The organism is Arthrobacter sp. 08Y14 (genome assembly GCF_002929455.1).
Taxonomy (GTDB): domain Bacteria; phylum Actinomycetota; class Actinomycetes; order Actinomycetales; family Micrococcaceae; genus Arthrobacter_B; species Arthrobacter_B sunyaminii.
This window is the reverse complement of the sequence record NZ_PJIX01000001.1, coordinates 819451-832012: the sequence shown is the minus strand read 5'-3', so window position 1 is coordinate 832012 and position 12562 is coordinate 819451. Positions and strand designations below refer to the sequence as shown.

Sequence of the window (12562 nt, the reverse complement as noted above, 5' to 3'; positions counted from 1 at the left end):
AAGTCTGGTGCAGGGGCAAAACTGTGTCAAGGGTCACTTACGGCCGATTGAAGGGGATGGAGCGGCATGGGCAGCGGCAGTATCGGCGGGGAAGCGCAGCGGTCGGCCGCCGCAGGCACGGACTGGCGGAATTACTCCGAACAGGAACTGCCGCCGGTGCTGGCGGCTGCCCTGGCATGTTTCGTGGAACAGGGCTATCACGGCACCACCATCCGGGAGGTGGCCGGCCGTGCCGGTCTCTCCGTTCCCGGGATCTATCACCACTATTCCTCAAAGCATGCACTGCTGGAAGGCATAGCGCAGCGCGCGATGACTGATCTGTACCAGCGGAGCGAAGCCGCCCTCGCGGAGGCCGGCCCGGGAGTGGAGGAGCGCTTCCGGCTGCTCATCGAGTGTCTGGTGCTGTTTCATGCCCACCGCAGCGAGCACGCTTTCATTGCGGCATCGGAAATCCGCAGCCTCCATGATGATGCCCGCGCAGCGCACATTGCCGCCCGTGACCGTCAGCAGCTGCTGCTGACGGAGGTGGTAAACGACGGCGTCGCCGCCGGAGTGTTCGCCACGCCTTACCCGGCGGAATCCGCGCGTGCCGTGATTACCATGTGCACCGGCGTCGCCCAGTGGTACCACTCTGCCGGTGAGCTGTCCCCGGAAGACCTGGCCGCCCGGTATGTGGTGATTTCCCGCGCGGCCATGGGTAGCTGACGGTTAGTGGGGCAACCAACGGTAGTCACCGGTACCGGCGGTGCAGGTCCTCACCTGCATCCGGCCCGTTTGCCGACGCGGAGATCCAGGGGCCGGTGCCCTCGGACTGGTCCAGCACCCCTTTCTCCAGCCAGGTGTAGCGTCCCGCAAGCACGCCCTTGGTGAGCTTGCGGTCCTCTGCATCCGAGTTGCGCCACAGATCGTCAAAGAGTGTTTCAGTCCGCACGCGTGACTGCGCGCAGAAGGCTGCAGCCAGCTCATACGCCTGCGCACCCTCTTCGGGATTCCTGCGGCGGAGGGTTTCTGCCCGCATGCACACAGCGGACATGGCGAAAAGCTCCGCGCCGATGTCCACTATCCGGCCCAGGAACACCTGGTGGTGTTCCAGCCCCGCCTGCCACCGTGCCATCCCGTAGAACGTGGAGCGGGCAAGCCGGCGTGAAGCTCGGTCCGCGTAACGCAGGTAGCCCGCCAGTGGGCCAAATTCCGCATAGGCGGTGGGAACGGACCCTTTTCCGGCGGCGAGCGTGGGGAGCCAGCGGCCGTAAAATCCGCTGGCCTTTACGGCTGCCTTGGCCTTGTTGCCCAAAGAGGCATCCGCCACCGCCAAGTCACCCGCTGCCTTCAGATGCGCATCAACCGCGTCACGGGCAATCAGCAGGTGCATGATCTCCGTGCTGCCCTCGAAGACCCGGTTGATCCTCAGGTCCCGCAGCTGCTGTTCGGCGGCAACTGCCCGCTCGCCCCGCGCGGCCAGGGAAGCTGCTGTTTCGAAACCGCGCCCGCCCCGGATCTGCACCAGCTCATCGGCAATCCGGTAGGCCATCTCAGAGGCCCACAATTTGGCCAGCGCGGCTTCGATCCGAATGTCCTTGGTGCCGGCGTCGGCCAGGGAGGCGGACAGCTCGAAGACGCTTTCCAGGGCGAAGGTGGTGGCAGCGATGAAAGCCACCTTCTTTGCCACGGCCTCATGGCGGCCAATGGGCCGGCCCCACTGCTCGCGGGTTCCGGTCCACCCCCGGGCGATCTTGACCGACCATTTTCCGGCACCGGCGCACAGTGCCGGGATGGACAAGCGCCCGGTGTTCAGGGTGGTGAGGGCAATCTTCAGCCCCTGGCCTTCCCTGCCCAGCCGGTTGGCCGCGGGAACCCGCACACCGCGCAGCCGGGTCACACCGTTTTCTATGCCGCGCAGCCCCATGAAGTTGTTCCGGTTTTCCACCGTGATGCCGGGGGTGTCCATTTCCACGACGAAGGCACTGATTCCGCCCTTTTCCGTGCCGTGCGGCGGCACTGCGGCCATGACCACCACCAGCTCGGCAATCACGCCGTTGGTGGTCCAGAGCTTTACTCCGTCCAGGACATATTCGCTCCCGTCCCCGGAGGGCACGGCGGTGGCGCGCATCCGCGCCGGGTCGGAGCCGACGTCGGGCTCGGTCAGCAGGAACGCAGAGATGGCTCCGCCGGCACAGCGGGGAAGGTACTTTTCTTTTTGTTCGTCGGTGCCGAACACCTTGACCGGCTCGGGTACGCCGATGGACAGGTGGGCCGAGACCAGTGCGCCAAGGCTGGGGTGCACGGAGCCGAGCAGCATCAATGCGCGGCCGTAGGCGAGCAGGGACAATCCCAGTCCGGAGTAGCGGCGCGGAATCTTCATGCCAAAGACCCCCAGATCCGTCAGCCCCTGCAGGTACTCATCGGGGATGACGCCGGTGGTTTCAATGACCTGCCCGTCCAAGGTGCCGCAGAAGGCTTCCAGCCGGTCCAGGAAATCGCGCTCGCGGATGGCTTCCTCGGGATCCGCCGGCTGGGGCCGAATCAGATCCAAGTTGTAACTGCCCATGTAAATGCCTTTGGCAAAACCGGGGCGCCGATCCTCGGCGATGCGGGACTCTTCAGCCAGCGCACGGGCATCCTGGGCAGTGACCACGCGTTCCTTGACTTCCCGAACGCCGTCACTGCCGGTGGTGCGCGCATCCTGCAGGTCCTTGGTGCTCATGGCACTTCCCCTCGCTCCGGGCTGCTCCAGGCAACCTCCGTTGGCTGTGCGCCACAGCTTACGCGCGGCGGCAGCGGGCAGAAAGGGTGTGCAGGTGCCCCTCTTCTCGGCCGATGACTTTGACCCCGCCGGACGGCCGTACGTCCAAATTGTTGACAAGACCCCCCACCATGGCGTTGGAATAGTAAGCACACTGATTGTTTTGATGCCAACTGGAGATACGTACAGGAAAGCAGGCAAATGCAGAACGAGGGGGAATGGGAAGCTGTCCGGCTGCTGTCCACGGCAGCCCGGCTGGTGCGCCGCGAGGTCGACAACCGGTTGAGGAGCATTGGCCTGACGCAGGAGCGGGTCACGGTGCTTCGGGTCCTGGAGGCTGAGGGGCCCATGAAGCGGGCGGAGTTGGCGAGGAGGCTGCGGGTGACGGCGCAGACGCTGGGCACGTCACTGGTGACGATGTCCCGCCAGGGGCTGGTGGGGGAATTGCCGCCCGAGCCCAGCGGCTCGCGCCGCGCAGTGAGTATTTCCCAGTATGGGCGGAAGGTGCTGGGGCGTGCCGATGACATCGAGCGGTCCGGTTTCACTGCAGCTCTCCGGCCGGAGCTTCGCCGGGAACTCATCGGGCTCATTCGCGAGCTGGAGATCCGGCGTACAGGAGCCTCGGCCTCCCTGTAGCCCCCGCGTAGGTCCGTCCCATGTCCTGTGCGGGCAGGCCGGGGTGCCGGGTAACGTGGTTGGAGGGAGGAACACCTTGTTACATCCCGTGCTGGAGGAGGGTACTGATGGCCGAAGGCATTCGTGTTGCGGCTGCGGATGAAATTGATGAAGGAACTGCATTAAAGGTCGACGCCGAGGTTGCCGGCACTTCGGACGACATTGCTGTTTTCCACAGCGACAACGGAAGCTACTACGCCCTGGATGACACCTGCACCCATGAGGAAGCGTCGCTGTCGGAAGGCTGGATTGAGGATACGGAGGTGGAATGCCCGGTCCATTCGGCGCGGTTCTGCCTGCGCACCGGCCAGGCCCTGTGCTTGCCGGCCATGGTGAACGCCAAGACGCATCGAGTCCAAGCGCGTGACGACGGCATCTACCTTTACCCGGGGGAAGCGCCGGAACAGTGAACTGATGGATGGTGGCCGTAATACGCAAGGCAGACGTTGCGTATTTAATCTGAGGATAGGTTAGCCTTACTTTTGTCCGGATTCTCCGGACACTGGTTTTGCCTCAAGAGTCCAACCCTTAGTCAAGGAGCCCACCATGGCCCTGTCCCGGATGCGCCGCGCTGCGGCTGTTGCCGCCGTCGCCGTTTTGTCCCTTTCCGCCTGCTCAACCGGTGCCACCGGTGAAGCGGGCGACGGCGGCAGCTCCACTGCAGCGGCAACCGATTCCTTTCCGGTCACCATCGAACACGTCTACGGCGAAACAACCATAGAGTCCGCTCCCGAGCGGGTGGCAGCCGTTGCCTGGTCGAATGCAGAAACAGCTCTGGCTCTCGGCGTTGTGCCGGTGGTCATGCCGGCCATCAGCTACGGCGGCAACGAACAGGGAACCACGCCCTGGATTGATGAGGCGCTGGAAGAACTGGATGCGCCGATCGGATCCGAGAATGCTCCGGCGCTGTACTCGGACACCGACGGCATCGACTTCGAAGATGTTGCTGCCGCGAACCCGGACGTTATTCTGGCCGCCTATTCCGGCCTGACCCAGGAAGAATACGACAAGCTCTCCAAGATCGCCCCCGTCGTCGCGTACCCGGACGCTCCCTGGGGCACCTCGTGGCAGGAAACTGCTGAGATGACCGGTGAAGCGCTGGGCCTGAGTGAAAAGGCCGGGCAGCTGGTTGCAGATACGGAGCAGTCGATTAAGGACGCTGCCGCCAAGTACCCGGAGCTGGAGGGCAAGTCCTTCATATACGGCAACCTCGCCAAGGGTGCCTCCTCCGTCTACACCTCCCTGGATAACCGCCCCAAGTTCCTGACTGAGCTGGGCATGGTCCAGGCGCCGATCGTGGATGAGAAGGCCCCGGCTGACGCCTTCTACCTTCCGTGGGCCGATGAGGACGCCAACCAGCTGGACTCCGACATCTTCGTAACTTGGGTGGCTGATGACGAAGCCGCTGCGGCCCTGGAGGCCGACCCGCTGCTGGGCCAGATTCCTGCGGTTAAGAACGGCGCCCTAGTTGCCGATGCCGATGCCGAGCGTGTCTTCTCCGTCTCAGCCATCAACGTCCTGAGCGTCCCGTATGCCCTGGAGAATGTAGTGCCGATGATTGCGGAAGCAGCCGCTGCGGCCGACGCCGCCAAGTAGTTTCGGTGCAAAAGGGCATCCCGGCGTGGCCGGGATGCCCTTTTTTGTCGATTGGACAGCACCCCCGGGGGTGCTGACACGATCGAAGGTATGCAAGACGTCCTCTCTGTTGCCTCCGGCCTCAAACCCGTATTTGCCCTCCTGATCGCCGTCGCGGCAGCCTTGGTGCTGGCGCGGATAGTGCGTGAGTCCATGGCAAAGATCTTCCGGCGCGTCCCGCGGATCCGTGAGGTCATCGCGCTGGGACGCAACCCCCTGCGGCTGGTGCTGTCCCTGATCGGTGCGCGGATTGCCCTCGGTGCCACCGCTGTGGGCTTCGACTGGTTCGGACCGGTCAGCTATATCCTCACCCTGGCCCTGATTGCCTCGCTGGCCTGGCTGGCCGTTGTTGTCCTGCTCATCATCGAAGCGATGCTGCTCACCAAGTACACGACGGACACCAAGGACAACCGCCGGATGCGCCGGCTCAAGACGCAGGTCATGCTGGGCCGGCGGGTAGGCGTGGCCATCATCATCACGATTGCCGTGGCCTGCGTCCTGCTCACCATTCCTGAGGTTCAGGCCCTCGGCGCCGGTATCCTTGCCTCCGCCGGTTTGATTTCCATCGTTGCCGGTCTGGCTGTGCAGAGCACGCTGACCAATGTCTTTGCCGGCATGCAGCTTGCCTTCACTGACGCCATCCGGGTGGATGACGTGGTGGTGGTGGAAGCCCAGTGGGGAACCATCGAAGAAATCACGATGACTTATGTGGTGGTGCACCTCTGGGATGACCGCCGTCTGATCCTGCCCTCCACCTACTTCACCACCACGCCGTTCGAGAACTGGACGCGGAAGCAGTCCGCCATCCTCGGCACGGTGGAACTGGATCTGGACTGGCGTGCACCCGTGGGGGACCTGCGCACCCATCTGAAGAAGACTCTGGCGGAAACCGACCTCTGGGACGGCCGCACCGGTGTTCTCCAGATAACCGATGCGATAAAAGGCCTGGTGCGGGTGCGCATCCTGGTCAGTGCCGCGGACAGCGGTGCCCTGTTTGACCTGCGCTGCCTGGTGCGTGAAGCGATGGTGACCTATATGCAGGAATGGCATCCGGGAGGCCTGCCCCGCCAGCGCTGGGAAGAAGTGAAGTCCAAGGCCCCGGAGGTGCATCGGAATACCCGTCCGCAGGCCGGCGGGGATCCGGCGGACACCAGCACCTCGCAGTTCTTCACGGGTTCGCTTGAAGCCGTGGACCGCCGGCATTCCTTTGCCGGGCCGGGGAAAGAGGTTTATGCGGAGCGGGAGGAGAACTCTGCCGAGGACGAGGGACTCCGGCGCCGCTGACATCTTCCCGCTGTCCGTTGACAGGCAGGCACTCTTCTGGCCTGCTGGGATAACGTGCGCTCCGGCGGGACATGAAAAGGGGAACGGTTATGGCAGATGAATTTGTCCTCCACGAACTTCAGGGGTCCACTGTCTGGGCCAAGGACGGTGAGCGGCTGGGGCTGGTGGGCCAGGTCCACCTGGACCGGGCAACCGGTGTGCCGGAGTGGATTACTGTTGCGCTGGGCCTGTTTGAAGCCCGCCAGCACTTTATTCCTTTGGCGGGCGCACGCCGGGACGACGACGACATCTACGTGAATTACAGCCGGCAGGTGGTGGATGACTCGCCGCAGGTTGATCCCGACGGCGCGCTCAGCCCGGCGGAGGAGACCCTGCTGACGGACTACTACAAGGATTTCTGACCTCACCGGCAGGATAAAACCGAAACCCGCCCCCTGCAGTCTTTGGTAGTAAGCCTCCTTAGCAATAGGATGAAATTTGATCATCCAACGCACCGAGGAGGCTGTCATGGCGCAGCAAAACAGCGGGGACCAGGCGCAAACGGCTCCCAGTCCGGACGACGCGAGCAAGCCGGACACTCCGGCCGAGGTCACGAAGCCCAACTGGAAATACATCGCCCGCAAAACTATCCGGGAGTTCAGCAAGGATCAGTGCACCGACCTCGCGGCAGCGCTGACGTACTACACGGTCCTTGCGCTTTTCCCGGCGCTGTTGGCGCTGGTGTCCATCCTTGGCGTGGTGGGGCAGGCTGAAAGCACCACCAAGGCCATGCTGGAGCTCCTCGGAGAGTTCGCCCCGGCCAGTGCAGTGGACGTCCTGGAAGGCCCCATCACCCAGCTGACGTCGTCGAGCAGCGCAGGATTCGCCCTGATCATCGGTATTGTCGGCGCTCTCTGGTCCGCCTCCGGCTATGTCAAAGCCTTTGGCCGGTCCATGAACCGGATCTACGAAGTGGACGAGGGCCGGCCGGCCTGGAAGCTGCTGCCGACCCAGCTCCTGGTCACCCTGGTGCTCGTCCTGCTGGTTGCCGCGCTGCTGATGATGCTGGTGCTCAGCGGCCCGATCGCTGAGACCATAGGCAACTTTGTTGGCCTCGGCTCAGAGGCCGTCATGATCTGGAACATCGCCAAATGGCCGGCGATGTTGATCTTCGCCGTGCTGCTTGTCGCCATTCTGTATTACGCCACGCCCAACGTGAAGCAGCCCAAGTTCCGTTGGATGAGCATGGGTGCTTTCATTGCGCTGATCGTGCTGGGGATCGTCACGCTGGGATTCAGCTTCTACGTGGCCAACTTCGGCAACTACAACGCAACCTACGGCGCCATCGGTGGTGTGATCGTTCTCCTGCTGTGGCTCTGGCTGGCAAACTTGTCATTGTTGTTCGGTGCGGAGTTCGACGCCGAGGTGGAACGCGGACGCGAGCTGCAGGCCGGTATCCAGGCTGAAGAAAGCGTTCAGTTGCCACCGCGTGACACCCGCCAGACGGAAAAGCGCGAGGCACAGATGGAAGAAGACATCGAGGAGGGCCGCAAGCTGCGTCAGCAGCACGCCGGCAAGGATTACGACGACGACCTCAAGTAGGCCCTCAGCCCACCTTGCCCTTGACGGCGCGGCGGACGAGGTAGAGCACTCCGCCGATCGCCAGCAGGATTCCGGCCCGCAGCCATACCGCCCCTGATTGCTGGGTGAGCAGCAGGACACAGGATGCAATGGCAAGGTAGGGCAGCACCAGCGGAGTACGGAAATGCGGATGGTCCACGGAGTCCTTCCTCAGCACGATCACTGAAATGTTGGTGCTGAGGAAGACCAGGAGCAGCAGCAGCACCACGGTTTCGGCCAGGGAGGCCAAGCCGCCGGTCATGGTCAGCACCATGGCGACGGCGGTGGTGACAACAATCGCCACCCACGGCGTTTTCCGGTTGGGAAGGACTTTGCCGAAAACTGCGGGAAGCAGGCCCTGCTCCGCCATTCCGTAGGTCAGCCGGCTCGACATGATCATGGTCAGCAGGGCGCCGTTGGCCACGGCCACGAGGGCAATCAGGCTGAAGAACCAATCCGGCAGGCCGAAGCCCGTGGCGCTGACCACCGCCAGCAGCGGGCCGCTGGAATTTGCAAGCTCCTCCGTGGGAAGGGCGCTGGATGCGGCGATCCCGATCAGGAGGTACACCACCCCGGCGGTGAGCATCGCCCCGAACAGGGCCCTCGGATAAACCCGGCTGACGTCCCGGACTTCCTCCGCAACGTTGGCCGAGACCTCAAAGCCCACAAAGGAGTAGTAGGCGAGCAGGGAAGCTGCCAGCACCGCCGTTGCCGGGTTGGAGCCTGCGGGGAACTCGGTGATCTGTTCCGTGTAGCCGTCGCCCCGGCCAACCATCACGGCCACCAGCACGATGACGAGGACAAGGCCTGAGAGTTCAATGACGGTCATGACCACGTTGGTCCGCACTGATTCGGAAATCCCGCGCGCGTTGAGCAGGGCGACGAGGAGCAGGAAAACGATGGCTGCAGGCACCGGAGGAACGTCCAGGAAGGCGTTGAGGTAGTCGCCGGTAAAGGCCAGCGACAGTCCGGCAGCACTCGTGACACCGGCGGCGAGCATGCAGAACCCCACCATGAAAGACAGTGCCGGACGCTTGAAGGCGCGCTCCGCGAAGACAGCGGCCCCGCCGGCCTTGGGGTACTTCGTAACGAGTTCGGCGTACGAGGAAGCGGTGAGCAGCGCCAGTAGCAGCGCTGCCGCCAGCGGCACCCAGATGGCTCCGCCCACTTCGCCGGACACCTCGCCCACCAGCGCATAGATGCCTGCACCCAGGACATCCCCAAGGATGAAGAGGTACAGCATGGGACCGGTGATGCCCTGTTTGAGTTTCGAGGCGGAAGCTGCCTGCGGGTTGTTCGTCATGGAGTAAAAGTAAGCTTGCTGACGATTATTGAAAAGTGCGATAGAAAAGAATCATGCCTCGATCTTCCAATGTGTTTGTGGAGCCCGCCGACCGCTATGACGTGGTCATCATCGGCGGCGGAATAGCCGGTCTGACTGCTGCCACCTTGCTGGGGCGGGCCTGCCGCCGGGTTGCGGTTGTGGACGCCGGCCAGCCCCGGAACGGTCCCGCGGACCAGGTTCACGGCTTTCCCTCCCGGGACGGCATTTCGCCTGCGGAACTTGTGCGGCTGTGCCGGTCGGACCTGGAGCGGTACGACGTTGAGCTGGTGTCCGGCCAGGTGATCCGCGTGAACGAGGACCGGCAGGCCGAGCTTGCCGACGGCAGGGTGCTGCAGGGCAGGCATCTGCTGCTGGCGACCGGACTCCGGGACACCCTGCCGGACATTGCCGGTGCCCGGGAACGGTGGGGCCGGGACCTTTTGCACTGCCCCTACTGCCACGGCTGGGAGATGAGGGACCAGGCGCTGGCCATCCTGGGAACGGGGCAAAGTTCCGTCCAGCAGTCCATCCTGGTCCGGAGTTTCTCCGCGGACGTGACCCTGATCGTGCAGGACGGACTCGTGCTTTCAGACGATGATGTCCGTTCCCTTGAGGCTATGGGCGTGGACGTTGTGGAGGGGACAGCACAGCGGCTGCTCATCCGCGAGGACGCCCTGGACGCGGTGGTCCTGGCGGACGGCCGGACCGTCCCGTGCCGTGCCCTGTTCTGCGAACCGGTGGCCACTGTTGATCCTGCGCTGGCCGACATTCCGGGATGCACCCTGGACGCGGACGGGTGCCTGGAAACGGATGACAACGGCAGGACCGGGGCGGACCGGATTTGGGCCGTCGGGAACGTCACCGATCCGTCCGGCCAGGTGGTGGCGGTAGCCGGTGACGCCTACCGTCTGGCAGTGGCGCTGAACGCACAGCTGCTGGAGGAGGACACCGAGGCGGCGCTCAGCGGCGGGGAGCGAGCAGCGGCGAGCCTTTGACTCCGTCTCCGTCCGTCATTCCGTCCAGGACAAACCTCAACGCCTCCACCGAGGTGCGCCGCGGAGTCCAGCCCAGCAGATCCCGTGCCCGTGAGGTGTCCATGAGCGGAGCACCGGCAGCCATGTCGATCCATCCCGGATCGGTGCGCTGCAGGTGCGCGGCCCAGGTCAGGCCGACGACGGCGCGCACCAGTTTCACCGGGATGTTCAGCAGACGGCGGGCACCGAGTACTCCGGCCAGCAGCTCAGGGGTGATTACCGGATCGGCGGCAATGTTGAAGGCGCCCTCGGCCCGCTGGTCCACCACGCGCCAATAGGCATCGGCGATGTCATCAGCGTGGACAATCTGGAAGGAGAACTCCTTGGGCAGGGGGATGAGCGGCAGCCGCAGCTTGTTCAGGATGAACTTCGGCACCAGCGGGCCCAGGAAGTAGTTGCCGATTTCCGTGCCGGCATCCGAGGAGAAAATCAGCCCCGGACGAAGCCGGGCCACCGGGATTTCGGGGTACTCGCGAACAAACTTGTCCAGCAGTGCTTCCTGCTCGCCCTTGTGCCGGCTGTAGTGCGAGCTGGCGATGCCGCGCGCCGGCCAGGACTCATCGGTGATCCGGTCCTTGGATGCGGGGGAGTAGGCGCCCACGGATGAGGCGCAGACAAACTGGCGCACGCCGGCGGCCGCCGCAGCGGCCAGCGCGTTTTCGGTGCCGTGCACGTTAATGCGGTGCAGCTCCGCCTCGTCCCGGTTGGGCTGGATGGCCCAGGCGAGATGGACGACGGCGTCGGCCCCGCGCAGCGCCTCCGTCAGCTTTTCACGGCCCTCAGAGGTGGCGATATCGATGCTGTGCCACTGAACGCCGTCGTACGGCGGGATGCCGCCGTCGGGGATCCGCCGGGCAATGCCCACGATCTCCAGGCCCTCCGGACGTTCGCTGCGGGCCTGGGCCAGCCGGCGGAGCAGGGCTGTGCCGACGTTTCCGGTTGCTCCGATGACAGCTACTCGCATGTGGCTCAATTCCTCCGGCTGTGGTGATCGCGTGGATAAGCAAACGTTGTCCTTCGACTCTACCGGTGAGGCGGGCCCCAGAGCAGGGGGACAGGCGGGACCCGTTCGGAGCCACTAGTGTTGGGTGCAGGATCAGGCACACGCACCCGAACGAGGATTCCCATGGCTGAGAACACGGCAACAGACCAGGACAACGGCTCCGGCTTCAGCACTCGCGGAGCCTATGTCACCGGCGGTACGGAATACACCCGGGACACCAACTACATCGAAACGCGGATCACGCGCGACGGCCGGGACGGTTATCCGGTGGAAGCCGGCAGATACCGGCTGATCGCAGCACGGGCCTGCCCCTGGGCCAACCGGACAATCATTGTGCGGCGCCTGCTGGGTCTTGAAGATGCCATTTCGCTGGGAACCCCCGGCCCCACCCACGATGCCCGGAGCTGGACCTTTGACCTGGATCCGGACGGGAGGGACCCGGTGCTGGGGATCGAACGCCTGCAGGAGGCGTTCTTCCGCCGCACACCCGGCTACAGCCGCGGCATCACCGTACCGGCCGTCGTGGACATTCCCACCGGCGCCGTGGTGACCAACAATTTTCCGCAGATCACCGAGGATTTCTCCACCGAGTGGAAGGACTTCCACCGCGAGGGTGCGCCGGACCTGTTGCCTGCAGAGCACCTGGAGGAAATGCGGGCCGTCAACAAGCGCGTCTTCACCGAGATCAACAACGGCGTGTACCGCTGCGGCTTCGCCGGATCGCAGGAGGCGTATGACGCCGCCTATGACCGGCTGTGGGCCGCAATGGACTGGCTGGAGGACAGGCTCTCCCGCCAGCGCTTCCTCATTGGCGACACCATCACCGAGGCCGACGTCCGCCTGTTCACCACCCTGGTCCGTTTCGATGCGGTCTACCACGGACACTTTAAATGCAACCGGAACAAGCTCACCGAGATGCCGAACCTTTGGGGCTACGCCCGGGACCTCTTCCAGACACCGGGCTTTGGCGACACTGTCGACTTCGAACAGATCAAGGCCCACTACTACATCGTCCATGAGGACATTAACCCCACGGGTATCGTTCCCAAGGGGCCGGATTTGTCCGGGTGGCTCACCGAGCATCACCGGGAGCAGCTCGGCGGCCGGCCGTTCGGCAACGGAACCCCGCCGGGACCTGTGCGTCCCGGCGAAGAGGTGGCCCCGGGACACGGTGCGCGCTGATTGCTTTCCGCCCGGCGAATAGGGCACAGAAACGTTTCTTAAGGACCGGGACCGTAGGTTAGCCTTACTTAAGATCATTCCGT

Annotated in this window: 12 protein-coding genes; 9 read left to right on the top strand and 3 right to left on the bottom strand. The window is 64.2% G+C overall.

What is annotated here, in order from left to right; all coding sequences use genetic code 11:
• The first annotated feature begins 66 nt into the window (after positions 1–66).
• On the top strand, positions 67–705 hold the full coding sequence (locus CXR03_RS03895; RefSeq protein WP_104102042.1) for a TetR/AcrR family transcriptional regulator: 639 nt from the start codon (positions 67–69) through the stop codon (positions 703–705).
• Positions 706–730: 25 nt separating this feature from the next.
• Here CXR03_RS03895 and CXR03_RS03890 read toward each other — a convergent pair whose 3' ends face one another.
• Positions 731–2704, bottom strand: coding sequence for an acyl-CoA dehydrogenase family protein (locus CXR03_RS03890; RefSeq protein ID WP_104102041.1), 1974 nt, complete (start codon positions 2702–2704; stop codon positions 731–733).
• Positions 2705–2944: 240 nt separating this feature from the next.
• Here CXR03_RS03890 and CXR03_RS03885 point away from each other — a divergent pair, with 240 nt between their 5' ends.
• From CXR03_RS03885 to CXR03_RS03860, 6 genes are all read left to right on the top strand, one after another.
• Positions 2945–3379 carry a MarR family winged helix-turn-helix transcriptional regulator gene (locus CXR03_RS03885; RefSeq protein ID WP_104102039.1) on the top strand — a complete coding sequence of 145 codons (435 nt, stop codon included), beginning with the start codon at positions 2945–2947 and terminating at the stop codon, positions 3377–3379.
• A gap of 107 nt (positions 3380–3486) precedes the next feature.
• A complete protein-coding gene (locus CXR03_RS03880) occupies positions 3487–3828 on the top strand; it encodes a bifunctional 3-phenylpropionate/cinnamic acid dioxygenase ferredoxin subunit (RefSeq protein ID WP_104102038.1) in 342 nt (113 codons plus the stop codon).
• A 136-nt stretch (positions 3829–3964) separates the two neighbouring features.
• Entirely contained in the window at positions 3965–5014 is a 1050-nt protein-coding gene (locus CXR03_RS03875; protein ID WP_104102036.1) for an ABC transporter substrate-binding protein, read from the top strand.
• Positions 5015–5104: 90 nt separating this feature from the next.
• Positions 5105–6337, top strand: a complete 1233-nt coding sequence (locus tag CXR03_RS03870; RefSeq protein WP_104102035.1) for a mechanosensitive ion channel family protein — start codon at positions 5105–5107, stop codon at positions 6335–6337.
• An 89-nt stretch (positions 6338–6426) separates the two neighbouring features.
• On the top strand, positions 6427–6738 hold the full coding sequence (locus tag CXR03_RS03865; RefSeq protein ID WP_104053188.1) for a PRC-barrel domain-containing protein: 312 nt from the start codon (positions 6427–6429) through the stop codon (positions 6736–6738).
• 106 nt (positions 6739–6844) lie between these two features.
• Entirely contained in the window at positions 6845–7918 is a 1074-nt protein-coding gene (locus CXR03_RS03860) for a YhjD/YihY/BrkB family envelope integrity protein (RefSeq protein ID WP_104102807.1), read from the top strand.
• Positions 7919–7922: 4 nt separating this feature from the next.
• On the opposite strand, the gene CXR03_RS03855 is transcribed toward CXR03_RS03860, so the two are convergent.
• Positions 7923–9239 carry an APC family permease gene (locus CXR03_RS03855; RefSeq protein ID WP_104102032.1) on the bottom strand — a complete coding sequence of 439 codons (1317 nt, stop codon included), beginning with the start codon at positions 9237–9239 and terminating at the stop codon, positions 7923–7925.
• Positions 9240–9292: 53 nt separating this feature from the next.
• On the opposite strand from CXR03_RS03855, the gene CXR03_RS03850 reads away from it, so the two are divergent.
• Positions 9293–10255, top strand: coding sequence for an NAD(P)/FAD-dependent oxidoreductase (locus tag CXR03_RS03850; protein ID WP_104102030.1), 963 nt, complete (start codon positions 9293–9295; stop codon positions 10253–10255).
• Here CXR03_RS03850 and CXR03_RS03845 read toward each other — a convergent pair.
• Positions 10221–11258: an NAD-dependent epimerase/dehydratase family protein gene (locus CXR03_RS03845; RefSeq protein WP_104102029.1), complete on the bottom strand. Its 1038-nt coding sequence runs from the start codon at positions 11256–11258 to the stop codon at positions 10221–10223. The genes CXR03_RS03850 and CXR03_RS03845 overlap by 35 nt on opposite strands.
• 162 nt (positions 11259–11420) lie before the next feature.
• Between CXR03_RS03845 and CXR03_RS03840 the strand changes: the two genes are divergently transcribed.
• The gene (locus tag CXR03_RS03840) at positions 11421–12479 is read left to right on the top strand and encodes a glutathione S-transferase family protein (protein WP_104102027.1); all 1059 of its coding nucleotides are present in this window, start codon (positions 11421–11423) and stop codon (positions 12477–12479) included.
• Positions 12480–12562: the final 83 nt, after the last annotated feature.